The sequence below is a fragment of the Salinibacterium sp. AL4.1 genome (assembly GCF_059767305.1).
Window position 1 is genome coordinate 147971 of record NZ_JBSOQK010000002.1, and the last position, 25348, is coordinate 173318.

A 25348-nucleotide genomic window follows, 5' to 3' on the forward strand; every position below is an offset into this window, starting at 1 on the left:
GTTGTGCAGTAGACAGAATAAGCACAGGTAGTCCAATTACGGTTGCTTAGGTTAGGCTTACCAATCCACCGACAACCACGAGTGACAAGAGAGTTCAGTGCTCGCAAACTTCCTGATTGGCCTGCGCGAAGGCCTTGAGGCCGCGCTCGTTGTCGGCATCCTGATTGCCTACGTTCATAAAATTGATCGTCGCGACGTTCTGCCCCGCATCTGGCTCGGTGTCGGCATTGCCATTGCACTCTCCCTCGGCCTCGGCGCCAGTCTGACCTTTGGCGCCTACGGCCTCTCTTTTCAGGCGCAAGAGCTGATCGGCGGCATTCTCTCGATCATCGCAACGGCCTTTGTCACGTGGATGATCTTCTGGATGCTGCGCGCTGCCCGCGGCCTTGGTCGCGAACTGCGCAGCGAAGTCGACTCGCATCTCACCGGTGCTGGCTGGGGCCTCGTGCTCGTGGCGTTCCTCGCCGTGGGGCGCGAAGGAATCGAAACCGCCCTCTTTATCTGGGCCGCCGTTCAGGCCAGCGGTTCCACGACTCTCCCCCTTACCGGCGCAGCTCTTGGCATCGCGGCCGCGATCGTTCTTGGCTACCTCATCTATCGCGGTGTGGTCAGCATCAACCTCACTCGCTTCTTTACTTGGACCGGCGCCATTCTGATCATCGTGGCCGCTGGCGTGCTCTCGTACGGAGTTCACGATCTGCAAGAGGCCGGCGTGCTGCCGGGGCTTCACGCCCTCGCCTTCGACGTGAGCGCGGTCATCCCACCCGATAGCTGGTACGGAACGCTGCTCAAGGGTGTCTTCAATTTCTCCCCCGCCACCACGTGGTTCGAGGCGGGCGTTTGGTCGGCGTACGTCGGCATCGTTATGACGATCTTTATCCGCACTGTTCGTGGCAACGCGCGCGCAGATAAGTCCTTCGTTCCCGCTTCACCTCTCAGCACTCAAGGAGCCTAATGACCGCCCTTTCGACCCGCTTTGGCTATGCCGCAGTCGCTACCGTTGCAGCGCTCGCGCTCACCGGTTGCGTGCCCAACAACGTCGGCACCACCGCGGCCAGCAACACGATCACCGTCGACAGCAGCGCTACCGATTGCGCAGTGAGCTCGGCCGAAGCGCCCAGCGGTAACCTCGTTTTCTCGGTCACCAACTCGGGCGACCAAGTCACGGAGTTCTATTTGCTCGCGGATGACGGCCTGCGCATCGTCGGTGAGGTCGAGAACATCGGCCCCGGCATCAGTCGCGACCTCGTCGTTCTGGCGCAGCCCGGCGAATACTTCACGGTGTGCAAGCCCGGCATGGTCGGCAAAGGTATCGGTTCAACCCCGTTCACTGTTACCGACTCCGGCACCGATCTTTCTTTCAGCGGAGACATCGCCGCTCAGGTTGAAACGGCCAACGCCAACTACAAGAGCTATGTGAAAGACCAGATCGAGAACCTCGTGGTCGGCACCGAAGACTTCGCTGCCGCCTACATTGCGGGCGACGATGACGCTGCTCGTGCGCTTTACGCCCCCACTCGCGTCTTCTGGGAGCGCGTCGAAACTGTCGCCGAGTCGTTCGGTGACCTCGACCCCCGCATGGATCTGCGTGAAGCAGACCTCGAAGACGGCCAGGAGTGGACCGGCTGGCACGCCATCGAAAAAGACCTGTGGCCCGAGGATGCCGAAGCCGGCTTCGAGGCCTACGATCAGTCCAAGCGTGAAGCGCTTGCCTCGCAGCTCGTTGCCGACACCAACACGCTCTACGCCAACGTGCAGGAGCTCGAGTTCACTCTCGACCAGCAGACCAACGGCGCTATTGGCCTCCTCGATGAGGTCGCCAGCGGCAAGGTCACAGGAGAAGAAGAATTCTGGTCGCACACCGACCTCTGGGATTTCCAAGCCAACATCGATGGCGCGCGCGTTCTTTATGACGGTGTTCGCGACATCCTGCTGGAGAAGGATGCCGACCTCGCCGACACTCTCGATGAGGAATTCGAGCAACTGCAGGTCTTGCTCGACGCCCAGCGGGAAGGCGACGGATTCCGCCTTTACACTGAACTGTCCACGAGTGAGATTCGTGCGTTCTCCGATCAGGTGAATGCCCTCGCGGAACCACTCTCGCGACTAACCGCAGTTCTCGTTCTCTAATCGCAGTCGCAACCACGCACTAATTACCCCGAAAGCACCGCCATGCCACACGATGACACCAAGGGCCTCTCCCGCCGCGGCCTGCTCGGCCTCGCCGGAGCAGGAGTCGTGGGTGCCGGTCTCGGCGTCGGCGGTGCTTTCGCGGTCAGCGGCGGCGTCTCGGCATCCACTGGCAATGATGTGGCGTCGACCTACCCATTCTTTGGCGAACACCAGGCGGGCATCATCACGCCGGCACAGGATCGACTGCACTTCGCCGCGTTCGACGTCAATGACATCAGCCGCGACGAACTCATCGAGTTGCTGCGCGACTGGAGCTACGCTGCAGCACGGATGACGGCAGGCCAAGCCGCTGGGGAATACGGGCCCGCGGGTGGCCCCTATGACGCTCCGCCGGACGACACCGGCGAGGCGCTCGACCTTCCGCCGGGCGGACTCACCATCACATTTGGCTTCGGCCCCAGCCTGTTCGACGACCGTTTCGGCCTCGCCAGCAAGCGACCAACCGCCCTCATCGACCTCCCCAAGTTCCCCAGTGACGCTCTGCTGCCCGAACTCGTCGGCGGCGACCTCTGTATCCAAGCGTGCAGCGACGACCCTCAGGTCGCCGTTCACGCCATCCGCAACCTGTCCCGCATCGCCTTTGGGCGCGCAACGCTCCGCTGGTCCCAGCTCGGCTTTGGCCGCACGTCGTCCACGACGCAGGCGCAAACCACGCCGCGCAATCTTTTCGGTTTCAAAGACGGCACGGCCAACCTGCGTGCCGAAGACACCGACGGCGTCAACGAACACGTCTGGGCCGCCTCCGAAGACGGAACAGCGTGGATGACCGGCGGCTCGTACCTCGTGAGCCGCAAGATTCGCATGACGATCGAAACCTGGGACCGCACCTCACTGCGTGAGCAGGAGACAATCTTCGGCCGCACAAAGGGCGAGGGTGCTCCACTCAGCGGCGGCAGCGAGTTCACCGATCCCGACTTCGAGCAGACCGGTCGCGATGACGCTCCCCTGATCGACGACGCATCGCACGTGAAGCTCGCCCACCCCGACACTCATGGCGGCGCCCAGATTCTGCGTCGCGGGTACAACTTCGTCGATGGCAACGACGAACTCGGCCGGCTCAATGCCGGATTGTTCTTCATCAGCTTCCAGCGCGATCCAGAGACACAGTTTGTGCCCATTCAGCTCGCGCTCTCCCGCAACGACCTCATGAACGAGTACGTGCGCTACGTCGGTTCGGCGATTTTCGCTGTACCGCCCGGGGCATCATCCTCGAGCTTCATTGGCGCAGGGATGTTCGACCTCGCCTAAGTGACGGGGCTAGTTCGTGCGCCGGGGCTAGTTCGAGGCGCTCACTGGCGCGACCGTGTAGTTGGCGGTGTACCCGTCGTCGGTGCTCGCAACGATAACGGCGACATTCCACGCGTCGCTCGAGAAAATGACGGTACCTGCGCCGCTTGCTCCACTCGCTTGCACCTGTGACTCAAAGCCGGCATCCGCAAAGGCGGCCTCGATGGCGTCGAGCGGCGACTGCGCTCCCGTGAGGATCGTGATGTTATAGCCACGGCTATCGCCTTCACCTGCCGCGATACCGAACTGCACCTCACCGTCGTGCAGCGGCACGGCGCTAGGGAAGCCTTCGGGGATCTCAGTGCCACCCAAGCTCACGTTGCCGCCAGTGGCCTGCTCCACGATGCCGCCGATGGGGTTCTCCGCCGAGCAGCCGGCGAGCGCCGGCGTGGCCGCGAGAGCCAGAACGAGGGCTACGGATGCGCTGACACTGTGGCGTGCGCTCAACATGACAACTCCAGAAAACGAGGGTCTACGGCTGGACGGGTCGTTAACCAACAATGCAGCCACGGTCAGATGACCGTGGCTGCATCGTACTATCTGCAGCTTGCTGGCTCATGTGAGCCCGCTGCGAGACTAAGGGTTAGGCGTTCTGCTTCTTCAAGCGCGAGGTAAGACGTGCACGCGCGTTGCTGTCGAGCTCCACCTTGCGGATACGCACGAACTCAGGAGTAACCTCAACACACTCGTCTTCACGAGCGAATTCGAGGCACTCTTCCAAGGTGAGCTTGCGCGACGGAGTCATACGCTCGAACGAGTCCGAGGTCGACTGGCGCATGTTGGTGAGCTGCTTTTCCTTGGTGATGTTGACGTCCATGTCGTCAGCGCGCGAGTTCTCGCCGACAACCATGCCTTCGTACACCTCCTGCGTGGGCTCTACGAAGAACGACATGCGCTCCTGCAGGGCAACCATGGCGAACGGAGTCGCAACACCGGAACGGTCGGCAACGATAGAACCGTTGACGCGCGTAACGATCTCGCCAGCCCACGGCTCGTAACCGTGCGACACCGCGTTAGCGATACCGGCACCACGAGTGATGGTCATGAACTCGGTACGGAAACCGATGAGTCCACGCGACGGAACAACGAACTCCATGCGAACCCAGCCGGTGCCGTGGTTGCTCATGCCGTCCATGCGTCCCTTACGAGAAGCGAGAAGCTGAGTGATGGCGCCGAGGTATTCCTCAGGAGCATCGATCGTGAGGTGCTCGAAGGGCTCGTGAACCTTGCCGTCGATCTTCTTGATAACTACCTGCGGCTTGCCGACAGTCAGCTCAAAGCCTTCACGACGCATCTGCTCGACGAGGATGGCGAGAGCAAGCTCTCCACGACCCTGAACTTCCCATGCGTCGGGGCGTCCGATGTCAACGAGCTTGAGCGAAACGTTACCGACGAGCTCGCGGTCGAGACGGTCCTTGACCATACGCGCGGTGAGCTTGTGGCCCTTGACCTTGCCGATGATCGGCGAAGTGTTGGTTCCGATGGTCATCGAGATAGCCGGATCGTCAACCGTGATGGTCGGCAACGGGCGAACGTCGTTGGGGTCACAGAGAGTTTCACCGATGAAGATGTCTTCGAAGCCAGCAACGGCGACGATGTCACCGGGGCCTGCGCTTTCGGCCGGGTAACGGTCGAGAGCCTTCGTGATCATCAGCTCGGTCACGCGAACGTTAGCCTGCGTGCCATCGTGCTTGACCCAGGCAACGGTCTGGCCCTTCTTGATCGTGCCGTTGAAGACGCGAAGAAGAGCAAGGCGGCCGAGGAACGGCGAGGAGTCGAGGTTGGTGACCCACGCCTGAAGGGGGTGCTCATCGTCGTACGAGGGAGCAGGAACGTGCTTGAGGATGGCGTCGAACAGCGGCTCGAGGTCTTCGTTGTCGGGAAGCGAACCGTTTTCCGGCTTGTTCCAGCTAGCGGCACCGGCACGACCGGAGGCGTAGACAACGGGAACGTCAAGAATGGCGTCCAAGTCGAGGTCGGGAACATCGTCTGCCATGTCGCTGGCCAGACCGAGCAGGAGGTCCTGGCTCTCAGCAACGACCTCGTCGATGCGAGCGTCAGGACGGTCGGTCTTGTTGACGAGGAGGATTACGGGCAGCTTGGCTTCTAGAGCCTTACGGAGCACGAAGCGGGTCTGCGGAAGCGGGCCCTCGCTGGCGTCGACGAGCAATACAACGCCGTCAACCATGCTGAGTCCGCGCTCAACCTCGCCACCGAAGTCGGCGTGGCCAGGGGTGTCGATCACGTTGATGGTGATGGCCCCGTCAGTGGCGTACTTTCCGTTGTAAGACACCGCAGTGTTCTTCGCAAGGATCGTGATGCCCTTTTCACGCTCGAGCTCGTTCGAGTCCATCGCGCGCTCTTCGAGGTGCGCGTGCGCTTCGAAGGAGTTCGTCTGGCGAAGCATCGCGTCAACGAGAGTCGTCTTTCCGTGGTCAACGTGGGCAACGATTGCTACGTTGCGCAAGTCGCTGCGAGTGGCCATAGCCATAGCAATATTCCTTAATTCATTGGAGGCTGTGCGGACTTTCACCGCAGTCGCTGCACAGAAAGTCTCGGCAGCAGATCGGCGGCCGAATGCCACCGGGTTAAGATCTTGGGAGGGTGCAGAAGATCATTCAGAGTATCCTGCTCCACCAGTTTACCCTGTTTGGCAAGAAATATCGCAGCCGCCCGTTCAGGGGCCCGTTCTCACAGGCATGCAGGCCGTTTTAAGGCTTCCACTCCCACACGTTCCACCACACACCCGGGCTGAGCGACGAGAGCGACACGTTCTCCACTTCGTCTTGATCAAAAGCGATGGTGGTCGGATGCTGAAAGAGCGGCATTCCATACGCCGATGCCCAGAGTGCGGCATCCGCTTCTTTCAACAACTCGATCTGTTCGTCACTCTCCACCGTCACGGAACTCGCGTCAGCCAGCAGCGAATCGACCGTGGCGTCAGAGAAGTAGTTGAGATTGGCATAACCGTCAGTGCCGAACACAGCCGGTGCAACGCCCACGCCGGGCCGCGCGCTTTGCCAGCTAAACAGCGCGGCGTCATAGGCCTCGGGAGTGCCGAGAGTCTCTTGCCAGTCTTCGCTCGAGCAATCGCTGACGACAAAACCCGCTGATCCAGCGGACTCAGCAATGAGCGCGTACTCGGCCGCGCGCATGGCGTCATCGGCGTCGAACAGGATGCAGACGCTGGGTTTAGAGACGCCAGCCTCTGCCAGCAATTCTTTCGCTCCGGCGATGTCAGGATCGGCGTAGTCAGCGGAACCGTTCACCGAACGGGCACCGGTGTATCCCGGGTCGCCAGGGGCAAAGAGGAAGGAATCACGCGTACTGGCTCGAGGTTGCACGTCGACAAGAGCGGTGCGCACAATCTCGGCCCGTGGCACAGTCTTCAAAAACGCTTGGCGCACGAGAACATCGTCGAAAACGCCGCTCTTTGACTGAGCGACCTGCAGGTCGAGGTGTTCGAAGCTGTCGGTGAAGCCGTCCCGGATGGTGGCATCCATTGTGGCAAGCGCATCTCGAACATCGCCATCCATCGACGGGACCGCGATCTGCACAGCTCCCACGAGAAGGGCTTGGGCCTGAGCGAGCGGATCGCTCATAAAGCGCACGCGAATCTCCTGGAATGTTGCTTCCCGCATGCCGCTGTAGTTTTCGTTGGCGCGCAGCGTGACGTATTGATTCGCCACGAACTCGGAGATTACGTAGGGACCGCTCGAGACCACCAGGCTCTTGTTTGCTGGCATCCCGTCGAAGTTGAAGACCGTACTCCACGTTCGAGCGATTGCCGCGAGATCGACCTCGTTGTCCCCGCTGATAGCGGAGTACACGCGCTCCTTAGCGGTGATCGCATCGTCGCTGGCAAACGCCATCATTCCCACGACGTGGGCGGGCTTAGCGAACGAGCCAGGTCCAAAGAACGCCGTCTGCCAGTCTGCCGTCGGCTCATCGAAAACCAGCGTGAGCGACATCCGGTCGTCGCTCATCTGGGGAAGTTCTGTGACCAGTGAGATCCCCGTGTCTTCACCGGCAGTCGCATCAAAGACGACGCGCTGGTCGGAACGGTCGAGCGGGGCACCCGTCTCGGGATCGATCGTGCTCGCGGCATCCGCATCGTCAGCGTTGAGAGCACCGGATGTCGCCGCCCACTCGAGCAGCAAGTCCACGGCGTCGACAGCCGAACCATCCGACCAGCGCACACCGTCAGCCACGGTGTAGGTCACGGCTAGCGGGTCGTCAGACACTTTTTCGAAGCGCCCGAAGGACTCGTCGCGCACGAGTTCTGAATCGGAGTTGAAGTAGGTAAAGCCGGTGCCCGTGGCGTAGGCGATGCTCGTGTTTGTCTCGCCCGCACCGAACGCCGTAACGGGGTTACCCGAGGTGAACGGCTCGGTAACGGCAACCGTCAGTTCAGAACCCTCGATCGTTGGCGACGCCTGCGGAACACAACCGGCAAGCGCGATCGCGGTGACCGCGGCCATAGCCAGGGTCGCCATGATTCTTGTGGCGCTCACTGAACCTCCTGCACACGGACTCGCAGCGCACGGTGGCACGCTAGAAACGAGTCTAAGTCAGAAGGGCCGCTCCCCGAGGGGGAACGGCCCTTCTGACTCAATAAACTAGGCGCCGAGTTGGATGTTGGCGCCGGGAATAGCTTCGAGCAGTTCCCTCGTGTACGGGTTGCTCGAGTTCTCGAAGACCTCGTCTGTCGACGCGGCTTCCACAATGCGTCCACCCTGCATTACGCACACGTTGTCAGCGACAAGGCGCACAACCGCGAGGTCGTGGGTAATGAAGAGGTACGTCAGGTCAAGCTCGGTCTGAAGCTCCGTGAGCAAGTTGAGAACCTGCCCCTGCACGAGCACGTCGAGCGCAGAAACTGCTTCGTCGAGCACGAGAACTTCGGGCTTGAGCGCCAAAGCACGAGCGATTGCTACGCGCTGACGCTGACCGCCGGAGAGCTCACCGGGGTAACGGTGGCGTGCAGCCTGCGGAAGCGACACCTGATCGAGCAATTCGCTCACTCGGTTATAGCGCTCCTTCGAGGTGCCGAGCTTGTGAGCAAGCAGCGGTTCCGCGATCGTGTTGCCCACGCTGTACTGCGGGTCGAGCGAACCGTAAGGGTCCTGGAAGACGGGCTGAACCCGGCGACGGAACTCCAAGAGTTCCTGTCCCTTGATTCCAGCCAAGTTCTTGCCATCGAACTCGATGGTTCCGCTCGTGAGTGACTCCAGCTGCAGAATGAGCTTGGCCACCGTCGACTTGCCCGATCCGGACTCCCCCACCAGAGCGGTAGTGGTGCCCTTCTTCACGCCAAACGAGATGTCGTTGACGGCAAGGAGCTTGTCTTTACGGAAGCCCTGCTTGCGAATTTCGTAGACCTTGGTGATGTTACTCACCTTGATCAGGTCTTCGTCAGCGCCAGCTCCCCGGCTTTCCGCGCGAGCGATGAGCGCGTCATCGAGTGAGCCCTCACCGAAGATGCGCACGCTGTCATCCGACGGCGCCGATGACTTGATCGACTGAATACGACGCGAGGCAAGGCTCGGTGCCGCGGCGACAAGACGCTGAGTGTACGGATGCTGCGGGTTTTCGAGGATCGCACGAGACGGTCCCGACTCCACAACCTTGCCCTTGTACATCACAACGAGCTGTTCAGCACGTTCCGCGGCGAGGCCAAGGTCGTGAGTAATGAAGAGCACCGAGGTTCCGTAATCACGCGTGAGCGTCTGCAAGTGATCGAGGATCTGGCGTTGTACCGTAACGTCAAGGGCAGAGGTGGGCTCGTCGGCGATCAGGAGCTTCGGGCGAGCCGAGAGACCGATACCAATGAGCACGCGCTGGCGCATTCCGCCCGAGAACTGATGGGGGTACTGCTTGAGGCGCTCGCTCGCGTCGCTCAGGCCTGCCTCTTGCAGAACCTCAATGGTGCGCTGACGTGCTTCCTTGCCCTGAGCGATTCCGTTAGCCCTAATCGCCTCTTCAACCTGGAAGCCAATGCTCCACACCGGGTTGAGGTTCGACATTGGGTCTTGGGGAACATAACCGATCTGGCTACCGCGAACCTCAGCAAACTGAGAGTTCGAGAACGTGGTCAGGTCGTGACCTTCGAACTCGATCGATCCGCCCGAGACCTTGCCGGCACCCGGCAGGAGGCCAATTACTGCTTGCGCCGTAGTGGACTTACCCGATCCGGATTCCCCCACGATGGCGAGCGACTGCCCCTGGTACAGAGTCAGATCGACACCACGCACGGCGGGAACCAGACCTCGTTGAGTCTCGAAGCCAACCTCGAGGTTGCGGATCTTGAGTAGCGGCGTTTCCTCGTTCGAGGAGTCGGATGCCACGGGAACTGTTTCTGGATTGGTCATCGGCGTGCTCTCGCTTCCGGGTCAAGGGCATCGCGAACTACGTCGCCGAACATCAAGAACGCAAGAACCGTAATCGACAGCGCGGCCGAAGGCAGCAGCAGCGTCTGGGGGTTCGTGCGGATCGATACTCGAGCCTGGTTGATGTCATTTCCCCACGACATAACTGTCGGAGGAAGCCCGATTCCTAGGAATCCCAGCGTGGCTTCAGCCACGATGAAGATTCCGAGCGAGACCGTGGCGATAACGATTACCGGAGCGATCGCATTCGGGACGACGTGACGCACGAGGGTCTTGAAACGCGAGACGCCCAGTGCGGCCGAGGCCGTTACATAATCAGAGTTGCGCGCCGAAAGCACAGCACCACGCATGATGCGGGCGATCTGCGGCCAGGCAAACAGCGCCAAGATCAGCGAGACCGAGAGTGCGTCGCGAACGGGGATAACCGAGATAACGACGATAGCGCCGAGAACGGTGGGGATCGCAAAGAAGATGTCACCGATACGTGAGACAAACGCGTCGAGAATTCCTCCGTAGAAGCCTGCAAGAGCCCCAACGATTCCGCCGAACAGGGTCACCATGATCGTAGTCAGGAGGCCGATAGTTACCGACGCCTGAGTTCCGAAGATAATTCGCGAGTAGACGTCGCAACCTTGGCGAGTGAAGCCGAGCGGATGCCCAGCTTCAGGGCCGCCATCGCTGAACTTGAGGTAGCACTCTGTGGGGCTGTAGGTAGCGAAGAGACTCGGGAACATGGCAACAACCACGATCACGAAAATCAATACCGACGAGATCCAGAACATTGGACGACGACGCATAGCTTCCCACGCGTCAGTCCAGGTGCTGCGAGCCTTACCCGTCTCATCCACCTGGTCGACTTCAGCGACAGGGGTTTCAGCAAGCGAAGCGATGAAGTGTTCTTGGCCGGGCCGTTCCCGGCCAGTGTTGTTACTTGGCATAACGAATCCTTGGGTCGAGCGCGGCGTACAGAAGGTCGACGAGCAAGTTGGCGAGCACGAAGATGACGACCATCACCGCGACAAATGAGACGACCGTGGGGCCCTCTCCCAAAGTGATTGCTCGGTAGACCGTTCCGCCGACGCCGTTGATGTTAAAGATTCCCTCGGTCACGATGGCACCGACCATGAGCGAACCAATGTCGACACCGAGATAGGTAACGACAGGAACGAGCGAGTTTCGAAGCACGTGCACCGTGACCACTCGACGACGGGAAAGTCCCTTAGCAGTTGCTGTGCGCACGAAGTCAGCACCAAGGTTGTCTGCAACGCTGGCGCGAGTCAAACGCACGATGTATGCGAACGATACGGAAGCGAGCACGAGAGCCGGCATGATCAACTCATCCCACGGTGCTTCACCACTCACGGTGGTTCTCGCCCAGCCGAGCTGAATACCGAAGATGAACTGAAGAATAAATCCGACCACGAAGGTAGGAACCGAGATCAGCAGAAGGCTAATCACGAGAGCAGAGGCGTCGAAGATCTTGCCTTTGCGAAGACCGGCAATGAGTCCAACGACGATGCCGAAGACAGCTTCAAACGCGAGAGCCAGAATGGCGAGTCGAGCGGTGATGGGAAAGGCCTGAGCCATGACATCGGAAACCGCGCGGCCTGAGAAGGTCGTGCCGAAATCACCCTGGAATAGCCCACCGATGTACAGCAAATATTGAACGATGAATGGCTTGTCGAGGTTGTACTCAGCACGGACGAGTTCGATGACTCCGGGAGCTGGGGGTCGATCACCGTATAGAGCGGCAATCGGATCACCGGGAACCGCGAACACCATGAAATAAATCAGGAATGTCGCGCCGAAAAACACGGGGATCATCTGGAGGAAACGCTTGCCTGCGTACCAGAACATCAGATGGTTCCCTCGAAGGAACGGATAAGCATAAGAGTCACAATCACTGAATGAGGGTACTCAGTGTAATGCCCGGGGCCTAAAGCAAGCCCCGGGCACTACACATTGAGAGTGGAAACTGGGTAAAGCTACGAGCTAATTAGCCCTTTGTTACCTCGTTGTACAGCGGTACGGAGTCCCAACCGAATACAACGTTGTCAACGCTGTCTGAGTAGACACCGGTGACGTTCGAGTACCACAGCGGGATCGAGGGCAGGTCGGCCAGGAGGACTTCCTGAGCTTCCTGGTACTTCGCCGTTGCCTCTTCTACCGAAGTCGCGCTAGCGCCTTCAGCGAGGATGGATTCGAACTCGGGGCTCGAGTAACCTTCCTTGTTCGAGCCAGCGCCATCAACGTAGAGCGGGCCGAGGAAGTTGTACAGCGACGGGTAGTCAGCCTGCCATCCAGCACGCGTTCCACCGGTGAGCGCGTTAGCGTCACGGTCGTTGAGTGCGTCAGCAAACGTGGGGTATGCCTTGCCTACAGCTTCGATACCCAGCGTGTTGCTGATGCTGTTGGCTACAGCGTCAACCCAAGCTTGGTGTCCGCCATCAGCGTTGTATGCGAGGTCGAAGACGGTGTCTCCGTACGGCGCGATCGCGTCAGCTTCTGCCCAGAGCTTCTGAGCTTCTTCAGGGTAGAAGTCGAGAACTTCAGCACCCGCGAGGTTGTCCGAGTGACCAGCGATCACAGGCGATGTGAAGTCGGTAGCCGGCGTACGGGTGCCCTGAAAGATGACATCCGTGATTTCCGCGCGGTCGATTGACATCGAGATCGCTGCACGACGCAGTTCTCCCTCTTCGCCTGACCAGTGCTCAAGGTAGTAAGGAAGGTTGAACGCCTGGAAAATAGCTGCAGGCTGGTTCACCGAACGACCCGGGAAGTCCGCCTCGTAGGTTGCGAATGCCGAGTCCGGGACAGCGTCGAGGATATCGAGGTTGCCACCGAGAGCGTCAGCGTATGCAGCGTCCTGGCTCGTGTAGAAGATGATCGAAACGCCGCCGTTGACAGCCTTACGAACACCGTCGTAGTCAGGGTTCGCTACGAGGTCGATCTGTACGTCATGCGTCCAAGCGTCTTCGCCATCGAGCATGTACGGACCGTTACCGATCGGGTTCTCACCGAAAGCGTCCAGATCTTCCCAAGCGACCTCGGGCAGCGGCATGAATGCCGAGTAGCCGAGACGCAGCGGGAAGTCAGCCTCAGGGTTAATCAGGGCGACGGTGAACTCGGTGTCGCTAATGACCTCGAGGCCGGTGAGCTCTGAGTTCTCGTCGTAGCTGAAGCCCTCGATGTTGTCGAAGAAGTACGAGGAGCTCTGCGCGTTGTCGAGAAGAGCGCCGTACTGCCATGCCTTGACGAACGATTCTGATGTGACAGCTTCACCGTTGGTGAAGGTCCAGCCATCGTTCAGCGTGACGGTCCAGTTCTGGCCGTCCTCGGACTCGATGGACTGAGCAACTTCGTTTTCTACATCGCCGTCAGCGGTGTAAGAAACGAGGCCAGCGAAGATGGACGTGATTACCTTGCCGCCACCAGTTTCGGTGGTGTTGGTCGGAATGAGCGACTGCTGTGGCTCGCTACCGTTTGTGGTGATGATCGCGGCGCTGTCACCTTCGGCAGGCGCCTCGCTGGCCGAGCAACCCGCGAGCGCGAGTGCTGAGGCTGACAGCAGTGCGACTGCACTGATGCCTATGCGTGATCTCTTCAATGTTTCCTCCTGTGCAGAATTGCGCTAACGACACGGAATTTTTGACGCCGCGCCGCGCTTGATAGTTCACACCCTAAAACGGGGGGATACCCCAATCAAAACTGTAAAGCCAAACGTTACACAGCGGTAACGCTCGTGAAGATTATGTGCAGACTTTGCACATTACCCGCGCACATCGGGTGACTTTCACAGAAATAATGCGCAATCTCCTCGCGACTCGCACTCAGCGTGGTGAGTTAACATCGAGGCATGTCGCAATCGAGCTCGACTTTAAGCCCCTCAGACACTGTTCTCATCTTCGATGGTGACTGTGCTTTTTGCACGCTCTGGGTCAATCGCCTTGAGGCATTGCTCCCCACGTTTCCCGCCACAACTCCGTGGCAGTGGATCGATCTTGACGACTACGCACTCACTCAAGACGATGTCGATAAAGCGGCGTGGTTCGTGACTCCCACTCGACAATTTGCGGGCCACCTGGCCTTTTCGTTGATCTTGAGAAGCCAACCGAACTTCGGATGGCGCTTCCTCGGGCATCTGATTGCGACCGAGCCGTTCAACACCATCGCCGCACTCGGCTACCGCTTCGTTGCGCGATTCCGCCACCGCCTCCCCGGCGGCACTCCGGCATGCGCCATGCGCCCGACCGCGTGAGCTCAGCATCAGCGGTTCTACCCTCACGAGGCAGAATCTGGAGCGAAATTTCGATCGTTCTTGCGCTCTCGCTCGGAGCATCCGCCATTTATTCGATTGTGTCGATCACCAATCGACTTACTCGCACCGAGTCGCTTTCGCAGCAAACAGCGACCCTGAATTCCTCCCTGAGCACTCGGCCCAACTTTGACCTGATCTACCAAGTGCTCGGAATCACCTTCGATCTGGCCCCGGTCGTTCTCGTGGCATTTCTACTGTGGAACGCACAGAAGCCGCGGCTGTCTCGCTTAGGAATCGACTTCACTCGGCCCGCACGTGACGGGCTGAGCGGTCTCGCGCTCGCCCTGATCATTGGCATTCCCGGCATCGCCGTCTACCTCGGCGGCCGGGCACTCGGGCTCACCGTGAACGTGGTTCCCGCCGCTCTCGATCAGTACTGGTGGACGGTACCGGTGTTGTTACTTTCCGCGTTGCGTGCGGGCATCACCGAAGAAGTGATCGTGATCGGGTATCTCTACGCACGGCTCGGCGATCTCGGCTGGGGTCGCTGGCAGATCATCGTGTCAACCGCGATCCTCCGCGGCACCTATCACCTGTACCAGGGCATCGGTGCGTTTATCGGCAATGTCGCCATGGGGCTCCTCTTCGGCTGGCTCTACACCCGCTACCGTCGCGTGCTGCCCCTCGTGATCGCGCACACGATCATCGATGCCGCGATCTTTGTCGGTTATGGCTGGGCAGTGGGAGCGTTTCCTGCAGTGTTTGGCGTGAGCGGCGAGAGCAACTAGAACCGCGGAAACCGTGAGCCGGGAGTTTCTACACCCCCTACCTTCAGCCGTGCGCCAGGCGTAAAGTGTGTCGCATGGCTCTGGAAATCACAGTCGAAACGGTCGCATCGAAGCTCGTAGCCGGTGTGGACTTCTCCACCACGCTCGCACACCTGCCGCAGGACATGAGCGCCGCGATTGGCACCCTCCAACGCGAGACGGCGAAAGCAGCCATTAACATTTCAGGGCCCGTGATGGCTGTTTACACAGACGAGATGCATCATGATCGACCGTGGAACTGCGAGGTGTGTGTGGGTATCGCCGATGCTTTCACCGAGCACCCTGTTCTGCGGTCTCACGAACTGCCAGGCGGCACGGTAGCCACGCTCACCCACCACGGTGCTTACAGCGGGCTCAAGGGATCGTACGATGCTGTGTTTGAGTGGTTCTCAGCGAATGGACACACCTACGCTGGACCGCCCCGCGAGATTTACCTCAACAGCCCTGAAGAGGTTGCGCCAGACGAACTGCTCACCAGACTTGAATTTCCCGTCGTGCTCGCCAGCACGGAACGCCGCGCGGACTGACTCGCCCGCGCTCCCTCACCCTAAGGAAAGACGATGAAGTCCAATCCGTATCTCAGCTTCAGAGACAATGCGCGGGAAGCGCTTGGCTACTACCAATCAGTGTTTGGCGGCACCACCGCAATCAACACTTTTGCGGAGTTCAACGCCAGCGAAGATCCTGACGAACAGAACCTCGTGATGCACGGGCAGCTGGACTCCCCCGCTGGCATTACCCTCATGGTGTCAGACACCCCGAAGTCGATGGAGTACACGCCCGGCGGCTCGATGTCGATTTCTATCGGGGGCTATCTCAGCGAGAAAGCCGAAATGGAAGGCTTCTGGGAGAAGCTGTGCGACGGTGGCACCGCCATCATGCCACTCGAGACCGCCGAGTGGGGTGGTCTTTTCGGCATGGTTGTCGACCGCTACTCCGTGACCTGGATGGTCAGCATCAGCGACGACGACGAAACGCGGTAACACGGTTCTGCTCTACCAACCGCCGGCCTAAGTGCAGTTCGGACGGCAGGAACGCTGACTCAGAGCATCCACAAGCACCTTGCCCAGGTCTTCGGGAACGGTTGCCGAGTAAGCAGCCCCACCCGTTGACTGCGCGATTTCGGTCATTGACTCGAGGTCGGTGTCAGGACCGAACCCGATGAGGATGACAGGAACGGGCTGCGTCGGATCTTCGAGCGCCTTCAGGTTTTTCAAGAGTTCGTCGAGGCTAATGCCGTTGTCGTCTTCGTTATAGCCATCGGTGATCAGGAGCACCGAGTTGATCTTCGACGGGTCGTAGTCCTCCTTGACTCGCTGTACCGCGGCCAGAATCGTGTCGTAGAGGCCTGTGTAGCCATAAATCCGATCGGGCAATGACGCCACAACACCGTTGATCTGGGCAACGTGCGCCGGGTCAGAGAGAGGTGCGATGGGCGAAAGGTCTTCCCAGTCCTGAGTCCCCACGCGGTTTTGCGAGAAAGCCCAGACGCCGAGCTCGGCTTCGCCCGAGAACTTCGACAACGCCTCGCTCGCGGCGAGCTGGAACACATCGATACGGCGCAAGCCATTGTTGGCGGGCTCGAGCATCGATCCCGACACGTCAATCACGACGAGAAGGCGCGAACGAAGCGTGAGCACACTCCATGACCGCAGGATCTCAATCTGCACGGCGGCATCCGCCGTAGGCTTCGCTTCCGTCGCAGTCTCGGGAACGCCGGCGACGCGCAAGGCGCCACCGCCATCGGCATCGCGGAAACCTTCACCGGCGAGCAGCTCGCCCGACGAACGGGTGGCGGCGGCAAGAGCTGCCAGCACCGAACTCGGGGCATCGGCCGCGGTGTTCTCGCTTGCGGTTGCTGCTGCGGCACCAGTGCTGCTGGCGCCGGTCGCGTCAGCACCAGTCTCGCTGTCGCTGCCGCTGCCACCAACTTCGACGAACGGATAGGTCAGTTCGACGGTTCCATCAGAGGGGTAGATTGCAATCACTGGCGAGGACGGCGTTGACGTGTTGTAGGCGGCCACCTCGCGCTCGGTAGTAATCACAACAGTCGGAAGCGTTGCCTCCGAGGCGAGCGTGAAGGCCTCTTCTGTCGACTGCGGAATCGTGTTACCGATCGCGATCATTGCGCCAGCAAATTGACGCGGGTCTTCTGCCGACGACACCGACTGAATTTGAGCCAGACCGGCGAGGCTTGCCGTTGACGCTTCCGGGTCGGGCAACAGAGTCGACACTGTGCCGGAGAGCAGCGACGACCACGACAGCGGTTCGTCGCCGAGCTTGGAGACTTGCGACGCAGTGGTGGCAAGAACCACGGGAGTGCTGGCGACGTAATCAGTGATTTCTAGCTGCGGCGCGGTGCGGCCAAGCGAGGAGGCCATCGATTCCACGCGGTCGAGCCAGGCGGCGGAATCAGGAACCCAAGCATCGACATCTCCTGAGGCACCCGAGGCAAAGAGAGCGGCGGTATCGGCCGAGAGCAACGAGCGCACCTCGGTTTTGGTGCAGTTGCCGTCGGCCTCATCGAAGTCAGCAGCGACAGCGGCAAGGGTAGGAGCGATCGACGGGTCGGCGGCGATAACGACGGGGCGGATGTCGGAGCAGCCCCCGGCGAGTGGCGTAACCGCGTTCGTGATCCAACCAATGGCACCGAATTGGATACCGGCAAGGGCGAGCGATGCGATGGAAACGAGGGCAATCGGCACAAGCCACCAGCGCTTCTTCCACCGTTGCCAGAAGGACTTACGGTGTCGATGCCGTCGAGTCGTCACGAAGGTCTCCAGTCGGTGCAGTAGCGATTTGGGGTCGTCGGGTCGACCACTCGCCTTACACCAGACGCACATTACAACAACTGGCACAGCAATATCCAGCGATAATAGTGAAAAGTTGAGCAATCAAACAGAGAACTCAGTAGAACACTGGTGTCCCACATTCGGGGGACAGAGAAATGGCGCGTGCAGAGTCGAACTGGATCGACTCCGCACGCGCCATTTTCCGCCAGAAAGCTAGCGGGCTCGACTTCCTGCGTTACTGAGCAAAAGCTTCAATAGGCGGGCACGAGCAGACCAAGTTGCGGTCGCCATACGCGTTGTCGACGCGTCTAACCGGTGGCCAGTACTTGCCCGAAACGAGCGTCGATAACGGGTATACCGCTTGCTCGCGGGAGTACGCGTGATCCCAGTCGCCCGCGATCACCGAATGTGCCGTGTGCGGAGCATTGATGAGCGGGTTGTCGTCGGCAGGCCACGTTCCGGCGGCCACGGCATCCGCCTCTTTCTTGATGGCAATCATCGCGTCGATGAAGCGATCAAGCTCGGCGAGGTCTTCGCTCTCCGTGGGCTCAACCATGAGTGTGCCCGAGACCGGGAACGACATCGTCGGCGCGTGGAAACCGTAGTCAATGAGGCGCTTGGCGACATCATTGTTGTCGATGCCGGTCGCCTCCTTGAGCGGACGCAGATCGAGAATGCACTCGTGAGCAACCAGACCGTTGTCTCCCGCGTAGAGCACCGGGAAGTGCTCACGCAGTCGAACCGCGATGTAGTTGGCCGAGAGCACAGCGGCACCGGTTGCCGCCTTGAGGCCGGCCGAGCCCATCATGCGCACGTACGCCCACGTGATGGGCAGAATGCTCGGGCTACCGTACGGTGCAGCACTAACGGCTCCCCCGGCGTGAACATACGGACCGGCAGCACCGGTCTGCATGTCGAATGCGGGATGATGCTGGCTCTGAGCCATGGGATGCCCGGGCAAGAACTTAGCCAAGTGCGCTTTCGCAACAACCGGACCAACACCGGGGCCGCCACCACCGTGAGGGATGCAGAAGGTCTTGTGCAGGTTGAGGTGACTGACGTCGCCGCCAAAGTCACCGAACCGCGCGTAACCGAGCAGGGCGTTGAGGTTGGCGCCGTCAACGTAGACCTGACCGCCCGCATCGTGCACGGCCTGCGTGATTTCACGCACTTCGTGCTCGTAGACGCCGTGGGTCGAGGGGTAGGTGATCATCAGGGCCGCGATTTCGCTCGCGTGCTCGGCGATTTTGGCGCGCAAGTCATCGAGGTCAACGTTGCCAAGATCATCACAGGCAACCACAACAACGCGCATTCCGGCGAGCATGGCGCTGGCGGCGTTCGTGCCGTGTGCGCTCGACGGGATGAGGCAGATAGTGCGTTCCGGGTTGCCATTGGCGCGGTGGTAGCCGCGAATAGCGAGCAGCCCGGCAAGTTCACCCTGGCTGCCAGCGTTCGGCTGCAATGACGCGGTGTCGTACCCGGTAACTTCGGTGAGCCACGATTCGAGGTGCGAAATCATGACGAGGTAACCCGCAACGTCTTCGGCAGGCGCGAACGGGTGGATGCCCGCAAATTCCGGCCAGCTCACCGCTTCCATCTCGGTCGCAGCGTTCAACTTCATCGTGCACGAGCCCAGCGGAATCATGCCGCGGTCGAGCGCGTAGTCCTTGTCGGCGAGGTACTTGAGGTACCGCATCATGCTCGTCTCCGAGCGGTGCGTGTTGAAGACCGGGTGCGTGAGGTATTCACTCGTGCGGTTAAGCGCCTCCGGAATGCTGGAGTCGTCAAGCGGCGTCGTGTAGTCACCCTCAAGCCCAAAGGCCTCGGCGAGATCGTCTTCTTGCGCGGCGAGCATTCCGCCATAGGGCTGCGTCGATACTTCGTCGAAGCTCAAACGCACGGTGTCAGCATCCACTACATAGAGCAGGATGTCGCTCTCGAGCGCCTTAGCCGCAATCGCCTGAGCTTGGCCCTTTTTCGTTACCGACAGGGTGTCAAAGAAGGTCTCGTTCTCGACCGTAAAGCCGGCAGCGGTCAAGCGCGCAGCGAACTTGGCGGTGTCGTGGTGGATGCGCTGAGCGATGCGCTTGAGCCCCTGCGGTCCGTGATACACGGCGTACATGGAGGCCATGACAGCCAACAGCACCTGAGCAGTACATATGTTGGAGGTCGCCTTCTCGCGGCGGATGTGCTGCTCACGTGCCTGCAACGACAGACGATAGGCGGGGTTGCCAGCGGCATCCTGAGAGACCCCAACGAGACGACCAGGCAACTGGCGCTCGAGTCCCTTGCGCACCGACATGTAGCCGGCGTGCGGGCCGCCGAAGCCCATCGGCACGCCGAAGCGCTGCGTGGTGCCCACCGCAACGTCTGCGCCGAGCTCGCCCGGAGACTTGAGAATCGTGAGGGCGAGCAGGTCGGCGGCGACAACGGCGAGTCCGCCATGTGCCTTCACCGCAGCAATAACCTCGCTGGAATCCCACACGCGACCGGTTGCACCCGGGTACTGGATGAGCGCGCCGAAGCACTCCGGCAACTCAGGGTTCGCCCCCAACGTGGCCAGGTCGAGCTCGACAAGCTCAATCCCGAGAGCCTCCGCACGGTTCACCAGCAGAGCCTTGGTCTGCGGAAGAGTGTCGGCATCCACGATGAAGACGGGCGACTCGACGCGAGCTGCGCGGCGAGCAAGGAGCATGCCCTCAACGGCCGCGGTGCCCTCGTCGAGCATCGACGCGTTCGTGGTGGTCATACCCGCAAGGTCGGCCACCATCGTCTGGAAGTTGATGAGCGCCTCAAGGCGACCCTGCGAGATCTCCGGCTGGTACGGCGTGTACGCCGTGTACCAGCTCGGGTTCTCGAGCACGTTGCGCTTGATTACCGCCGGGGTGATCGTGTCGTAGTAGCCGAGACCGATCATGCTGCGGCGAACTTTGTTCGCGCCAGCGAGCGCGCGCAGTTCGGCGAGCGCTTCACGCTCAGACGCGGGAGCCGGGATGGACGAGTTCTCGACCGGAGTCTGGTGAATGGCCGGCGGAACCGCGGCATCCACGAGCGCTTCAAGGCTGTCGTAGCCCACCGCAGCGAGCATGCTGGCCTGGGCGGCGTCATCCGTACCGATGTGACGGTCGGCGAAGGTGCCGCTGATGAAAGGGTTGGGCATTATTCGCCTGTCAGTGCGGTGTACTCGTCGAGGCTGAGCATCGACGAGAGTTCGGAGAATTCGATCTTCACGAGCCAGCCTTCACCGAAGGGGTCGCTGTTGACGAGTTCGGGGCTGTCGGCAACGGCGTCGTTGGACTCAACGACGGTTCCGGCAACGGGAGCGAAGAGTTCGCCCACGGACTTGGTCGACTCGATCTCGCCGACAATCTTGCCCTCGGTGACGGTGTCGCCCACCTTGGGAAGGTCAACGAAGACGATGTCGCCGAGCTTGCCCGCGGCGAAATCGGTGATTCCCACGGTCGCGACGTTTCCGTCAACCAGCACCCACTCGTGCTCGGCGGTGTACTGCAGTTCGCTCTTCTCAGCCATGATCAGGCCTCTCTCTTGTAAAAGGGTAGGGAAACAACGGATGCAGCAATGCGACTGCCCCGCACATCGATGTGAAGCTCAGTGCCGACCTCGCTCACGTCGGGGTCGACGTACGCCATAGCGATCGGGTGGCCCAGGGTCGGCGAGAGCGCGCCCGAGGTAATGACGCCGACTTCTTTGTCACCGTGGAAGAGCAGGTAGTCGGCGCGACCGGCGCGACGGCCTTCAGCAGCAAGGCCGACGAGCAAGCGGGCGCCGGCATCCGGGCCTTCTTCGATTGCAGTGCGGCCCACGAAGTCGCCCTCTTTGCTGAGCGCGACGACGCGGCCAAGACCGGCCTGCACCGGGAAAGTCGTGAGGATGAGCTCGTGACCGTACAGGGGCATGCCCGCTTCGAGGCGAAGAGTGTCGCGGCAGGCGAGACCGGCGGGGACGAGACCGAGCGGGGAGCCGGCAACCGTGAGCGCAGCCCAGAGGGCGGCTGCGGCATCCACGTGAATGTACAGTTCGAAACCGTCTTCGCCGGTGTAGCCGGTGCGAGCGATGATGAGGTCGGTGCCGTTGAAGGTTGCTGCGGTTTCGCGGTAATACTTGAGTTCGTCGAGGGGCGTTGCGAAGTCGCTAAGCCCGGCAGTCGCTTCGAGGACGGCGCGGGAAACGGGACCCTGAACGGCGATGAGCGCGTAGTCGTCGCTCTCGTCGGTGACGGCAACGTCGAAGCCTTCGGCGCGTTCGGCGAGCGCCGTCGCTGCGGCGAAACGGTTACCGGCATTAGCCACAACCAAGAAGTGATCGTCGGCGAGGCGGTAGGTGACGAGGTCATCAATGATGCCGCCGGCCTCGTTGAGCAGCAGGCTGTACTTGGCCTGCGCGAGGGCGATACCCGAAAGCTTTCCCGCCAAAGCGAAGTCGAGATACGCGCCGGCGTCAGCGCCGCGAACGTGAATCTCGGCCATGTGCGAGATGTCGAAGATTCCAGCAGCGGTGCGCACGGCATGGTGCTCGGCGAGGTCGGAGCTGTACCGTACCGGCATCATCCAACCGGCAAAGTCGGTGAAAGCGGCACCCAGTTGTTCGTGGATGCTGTGCAGCGGCGAGTACCTCACCGAGGCAGGCGAAGAGTCAGCGGGTGACGCTAACGAGGGTGATTCATCGGACACGGAGTTCTCCTGGCGCGTGGGCTAGTGAATAGAACTCCCCCTCTGTGATGAGCCTGAGAGCTTCACACGCTAAACGCTAGCGAGCTTTCACCGTCGGCGGAACCTCAGGGTGATGCGAGGTTCTCTTTCCAGAGTGGCCAGTGCGGTGCGGTACGTGAACCTGAGAGATTGGCGGGGAGGCTTGCTCCTTCGGTGCCGGTCTCGCGCCTGCCAACTTCTGTTGACGAACGCGGGGTGACCGGCTCTCCCGCATCGTGTTGCGGCCCGATGTTCAGTTGTGAGCCCAGCATAGCAACGCGGGGCGGATGCGCGCGCTACAGCAGCGCCGAGCTCAGCAGCAAACTCGTCTCGCTGTTCACCACGCCCTCGACATTACGCATGCGGGCGAGCACGCGGTCGAAGTTGCTGAGGCTGTCGGTACGGATGTCTGCCACCAGATCCCAGGCGCCATTGGTGGTGTGGAGCTCGTGGATCTCCGGCAGGCCACGCAACTGGCTGATTACAGAGTCGGTCGATCGCCCTTCTACCTCGACAAAGGCAATCGCCCGGATAAAGGAAGGGTCGCGATCCTCTCTAATACGAATCGAGAAACCAAGCACTGTGCCGTTGCTCACGAGCCGATCAATACGGCTCGTAACGGTCGCGCGCGTGACGTTGAGGCGACGCGAGAGGCTCGCCACTGACTCGCGCGCATCGGCTCGAAGGGCGGCCAAGAGGCGACGATCGAGGTCATCTAAGTCAGACATATGCAAAGTGTATATTCGGGCCTCGCATTATGCCTAGTTATTGCCCGGAAATAGCGTTGACTGGGAGTTGTAGCTACATACTGCACATTCGTAACGTAGGAAGCACGATTACCGCAACGAAAGGAGTGACCATGGTTCACTACGTAGACGTCAACAACATGCGCCGCTGGATCGCCGACACCGGCATCGAGCCAATCATCATGGGCATCGTGGGCTACCTCGAACAGGACTACGCCAAGTGGCCGCAGTTCGACAAGTCACCTCGCGTTGCCGCCCACTCCCCCGAAGGCGTCATCGAATTGATGCCGACGAGCGATGGCGAAACGTACGCCTTTAAGTACGTCAACGGCCACCCTTCGAACCCCGCGCTGGGGTTCCAGACCGTCACCGCGCTTGGCATGCTTGCCCGCGTCGACAACGGCTACCCCACCTTCTTCTCAGAGATGACCTTGCTTACGGCGCTGCGCACCTCTGCGACCTCCGTCATGGCGGCGCGTGCCTTGGCTCGCCCCGACTCCAGCGTTCTCGCGCTCATCGGCACCGGTACACAGTCTGAATTCCAGGCTCTCGGCTTCCGCGCCGGCCTCGGCATCACGAGCCTGCGCGTGTGGGACACCGACCCTGCTGCGATGGACAAGTTCATCCGCAACGTTGAGCCGCTGGGTTTCGACATCGTGCGCGCCACCTCAGCAGCAGATGCTGTTGCCGGCGCTGACATCGTCACCACCTGCACCGCTGACAAGAAGAACGCGACGATTCTCACGGCCGACATGATCGAACCCGGTATGCACCTCAACGCCATTGGCGGCGACTGCCCGGGCAAGACAGAACTCGAAGAGGCCATCGTGCGCAACTCGACGGTGTTCGTGGAGTTCCCCGAACAGACTCGCATCGAAGGCGAAATTCAGCAGCTCGAAGCCGACTCCCCCATCACCGAACTGTGGGAAGTTCTCGCGGGCACGGCGGCAGGCCGCACCGCCAATGACGAGGTAACCCTCTTCGACTCGGTCGGCTTCGCGATCGAAGACTTCTCTGCCCTGCGGTACGTTTTCGACGCTGTCCGCGGCACCGAATACGCAACGGACCTCGATCTGATTGCAGACCCGGCTGACCCCAAGGACCTGTTCTCGCTCGTCTCGCGCGTTCCCGCGCTCACTGCGTAACCGTCAATGAGCGTTCAGGCGCCTTCGGCCGCAGTACTGATTCGCCCGCACCTGTTCACTCCGAACAGCCAGACCGCTGGTGACAACGCGTTCCAGTCCACCGACCCCACGCGAACACCGGATGAGATTGCTCGCGCTGCGTACGACGAGTCCACCCACGTGGCCGAGACTTTGCGTAACGTCGGCGTGAACATCCACGTGTTCGAGGACACGGAGAGCTCACGCCCCGACAGCGTGTTCCCGAATAACTGGTTCTCGACGCACAGTGGCGGCCGTGTTGCGGTGTACCCGATGTACGCGCCAAACCGTCGCACGGAGCGTCGCCCCGATGTGATCGAGATGCTGAAGCACGACTTTCGCGTGCAGGATGTCGTCGACTACTCCGGCTTGGAGCACGACGGCATCTACCTCGAGGGCACCGGTGCGATGGTCATTGACCACACCAACCGCGTTGCCTATGCGGCCGAGTCACACCGGGCAAACCCGCTCGCGCTTGAGCGATTCTGTGCATCGTTTGGCTACGAGCCGATGATGTTCGAAGCGCGCGATACCCAAGGGGTACCGATCTATCACACCAACGTCATGATGTGCATCGCCACCGATTTCGCGATGATCGGGCTCGACCTGATCTCCTCGGGCGACCGCCGGATGGAAATGGCTGAACGACTAACAGCACCAGGACGCACTCTCATCGACCTCACGGCTGATCAGATTGCGAACTTCGCTGGCAACGCTCTCGAACTCAAGGGTGCCAACGGACGCATTCTGGCCCTCTCAAGCCGAGCGCTTAAGAGCCTGACGCTCGCCCAGCGCTCGGTCATCGAGGCGAGTTGCGAGATTGTGCCGCTCGACATTCCGACCATCGAGTTGGCTGGTGGCTCTGTTCGCTGCATGGTGGCGGGCATCCACTTGGATCGTCGCTCACGCATGGCGGCTGATGTAGCCGCAGGCGTTCCTGCTGCCGATTCTGCCGAGACAGCTCCGGCAGCAGGCGCCTGACCA

General features: G+C 60.8%; 21 protein-coding genes and 2 riboswitches. Of the genes, 9 read left to right on the forward strand and 12 right to left on the reverse strand.

Annotated features, from left to right (window positions below; all coding sequences use genetic code 11):
- Positions 1 to 97: 97 nt before the first annotated feature.
- The 3 genes from efeU to efeB are packed head-to-tail and all read left to right on the forward strand — an operon-like array spanning position 98 to position 3441.
- The gene (efeU, locus tag ACWTV3_RS10080) at positions 98 to 955 is read left to right on the forward strand and encodes an iron uptake transporter permease EfeU (RefSeq protein ID WP_498478080.1); all 858 of its coding nucleotides are present in this window, start codon (positions 98 to 100) and stop codon (positions 953 to 955) included.
- Positions 955 to 2130, forward strand: a complete 1176-nt coding sequence (efeO, locus tag ACWTV3_RS10085; protein ID WP_498478081.1) for an iron uptake system protein EfeO — start codon at positions 955 to 957, stop codon at positions 2128 to 2130. Before efeU ends, efeO begins: the two co-directional genes overlap by 1 nt.
- A 42-nt stretch (positions 2131 to 2172) precedes the next feature.
- The gene (gene efeB, locus ACWTV3_RS10090; RefSeq protein ID WP_498478082.1) at positions 2173 to 3441 is read left to right on the forward strand and encodes an iron uptake transporter deferrochelatase/peroxidase subunit; all 1269 of its coding nucleotides are present in this window, start codon (positions 2173 to 2175) and stop codon (positions 3439 to 3441) included.
- A gap of 27 nt (positions 3442 to 3468) precedes the next feature.
- Here the strand turns inward: efeB and ACWTV3_RS10095 are convergent, their stop codons facing one another.
- The 7 genes from ACWTV3_RS10095 to ACWTV3_RS10125 form a co-directional block, all read right to left on the reverse strand.
- Positions 3469 to 3930, reverse strand: a complete 462-nt coding sequence (locus ACWTV3_RS10095; RefSeq protein ID WP_498478083.1) for a hypothetical protein — start codon at positions 3928 to 3930, stop codon at positions 3469 to 3471.
- Positions 3931 to 4063: 133 nt separating this feature from the next.
- Positions 4064 to 5971 carry a translational GTPase TypA gene (gene typA, locus ACWTV3_RS10100; RefSeq protein ID WP_498478084.1) on the reverse strand — a complete coding sequence of 636 codons (1908 nt, stop codon included), beginning with the start codon at positions 5969 to 5971 and terminating at the stop codon, positions 4064 to 4066.
- 220 nt (positions 5972 to 6191) lie between these two features.
- A complete protein-coding gene (locus ACWTV3_RS10105) occupies positions 6192 to 7994 on the reverse strand; it encodes an ABC transporter family substrate-binding protein (protein ID WP_498478085.1) in 1803 nt (600 codons plus the stop codon).
- A 105-nt stretch (positions 7995 to 8099) separates the two neighbouring features.
- Positions 8100 to 9851, reverse strand: a complete 1752-nt coding sequence (locus ACWTV3_RS10110) for a dipeptide ABC transporter ATP-binding protein (RefSeq protein WP_498478086.1) — start codon at positions 9849 to 9851, stop codon at positions 8100 to 8102.
- A complete protein-coding gene (locus tag ACWTV3_RS10115; protein WP_498478087.1) occupies positions 9848 to 10807 on the reverse strand; it encodes an ABC transporter permease in 960 nt (319 codons plus the stop codon). Before ACWTV3_RS10115 ends, ACWTV3_RS10110 begins: the two co-directional genes overlap by 4 nt.
- The gene (locus ACWTV3_RS10120; protein WP_498478088.1) at positions 10797 to 11726 is read right to left on the reverse strand and encodes an ABC transporter permease; all 930 of its coding nucleotides are present in this window, start codon (positions 11724 to 11726) and stop codon (positions 10797 to 10799) included. Before ACWTV3_RS10120 ends, ACWTV3_RS10115 begins: the two co-directional genes overlap by 11 nt.
- Positions 11727 to 11865: 139 nt before the next feature.
- A complete protein-coding gene (locus ACWTV3_RS10125; RefSeq protein ID WP_498478089.1) occupies positions 11866 to 13476 on the reverse strand; it encodes a peptide ABC transporter substrate-binding protein in 1611 nt (536 codons plus the stop codon).
- 249 nt (positions 13477 to 13725) lie between these two features.
- Here ACWTV3_RS10125 and ACWTV3_RS10130 point away from each other — a divergent pair, with 249 nt between their 5' ends.
- The 4 genes from ACWTV3_RS10130 (at position 13726) to ACWTV3_RS10145 (ending at position 15937) form a co-directional block, all read left to right on the forward strand.
- Positions 13726 to 14127: a thiol-disulfide oxidoreductase DCC family protein gene (locus ACWTV3_RS10130; RefSeq protein ID WP_498478090.1), complete on the forward strand. Its 402-nt coding sequence runs from the start codon at positions 13726 to 13728 to the stop codon at positions 14125 to 14127.
- Positions 14103 to 14915 carry a CPBP family intramembrane glutamic endopeptidase gene (locus ACWTV3_RS10135; protein WP_498478091.1) on the forward strand — a complete coding sequence of 271 codons (813 nt, stop codon included), beginning with the start codon at positions 14103 to 14105 and terminating at the stop codon, positions 14913 to 14915. Before ACWTV3_RS10130 ends, ACWTV3_RS10135 begins: the two co-directional genes overlap by 25 nt.
- Before the next feature lie 74 nt (positions 14916 to 14989).
- Complete coding sequence (locus tag ACWTV3_RS10140; protein ID WP_498478092.1) at positions 14990 to 15481, forward strand: GyrI-like domain-containing protein; 492 nt, start codon at positions 14990 to 14992, stop codon at positions 15479 to 15481.
- A gap of 33 nt (positions 15482 to 15514) precedes the next feature.
- Positions 15515 to 15937: a VOC family protein gene (locus ACWTV3_RS10145; RefSeq protein WP_498478093.1), complete on the forward strand. Its 423-nt coding sequence runs from the start codon at positions 15515 to 15517 to the stop codon at positions 15935 to 15937.
- Positions 15938 to 15964: 27 nt separating this feature from the next.
- On the opposite strand, the gene ACWTV3_RS10150 is transcribed toward ACWTV3_RS10145, so the two are convergent.
- The 5 genes from ACWTV3_RS10150 to ACWTV3_RS10170 all read right to left on the reverse strand — a co-directional run bounded on the left by ACWTV3_RS10150 (position 15965) and on the right by ACWTV3_RS10170 (position 23183).
- Positions 15965 to 17725: a VWA domain-containing protein gene (locus tag ACWTV3_RS10150; protein ID WP_498478094.1), complete on the reverse strand. Its 1761-nt coding sequence runs from the start codon at positions 17723 to 17725 to the stop codon at positions 15965 to 15967.
- A 256-nt stretch (positions 17726 to 17981) separates the two neighbouring features.
- Entirely contained in the window at positions 17982 to 20906 is a 2925-nt protein-coding gene (gene gcvP / locus ACWTV3_RS10155) for an aminomethyl-transferring glycine dehydrogenase (protein WP_498478095.1), read from the reverse strand.
- Positions 20906 to 21277, reverse strand: coding sequence for a glycine cleavage system protein GcvH (gcvH, locus tag ACWTV3_RS10160; RefSeq protein ID WP_498478096.1), 372 nt, complete (start codon positions 21275 to 21277; stop codon positions 20906 to 20908). Before gcvH ends, gcvP begins: the two co-directional genes overlap by 1 nt.
- Positions 21278 to 21279: 2 nt before the next feature.
- On the reverse strand, positions 21280 to 22437 hold the full coding sequence (gcvT, locus tag ACWTV3_RS10165; protein WP_498478097.1) for a glycine cleavage system aminomethyltransferase GcvT: 1158 nt from the start codon (positions 22435 to 22437) through the stop codon (positions 21280 to 21282).
- 35 nt (positions 22438 to 22472) lie between these two features.
- Positions 22473 to 22574, reverse strand: a riboswitch (glycine riboswitch).
- Between the two features lies 1 nt (position 22575).
- A riboswitch (glycine riboswitch) is annotated at positions 22576 to 22697 on the reverse strand.
- A 54-nt stretch (positions 22698 to 22751) separates the two neighbouring features.
- Positions 22752 to 23183, reverse strand: coding sequence for an Lrp/AsnC family transcriptional regulator (locus tag ACWTV3_RS10170; RefSeq protein WP_197107398.1), 432 nt, complete (start codon positions 23181 to 23183; stop codon positions 22752 to 22754).
- Positions 23184 to 23314: 131 nt separating this feature from the next.
- On the opposite strand from ACWTV3_RS10170, the gene ocd reads away from it, so the two are divergent.
- Together ocd and ctlX are read left to right on the forward strand one after the other, a co-directional pair.
- Positions 23315 to 24346: an ornithine cyclodeaminase gene (gene ocd, locus ACWTV3_RS10175; RefSeq protein ID WP_498478098.1), complete on the forward strand. Its 1032-nt coding sequence runs from the start codon at positions 23315 to 23317 to the stop codon at positions 24344 to 24346.
- A gap of 6 nt (positions 24347 to 24352) precedes the next feature.
- Positions 24353 to 25345 carry a citrulline utilization hydrolase CtlX gene (gene ctlX / locus ACWTV3_RS10180; protein WP_498478099.1) on the forward strand — a complete coding sequence of 331 codons (993 nt, stop codon included), beginning with the start codon at positions 24353 to 24355 and terminating at the stop codon, positions 25343 to 25345.
- Positions 25346 to 25348: the final 3 nt, after the last annotated feature.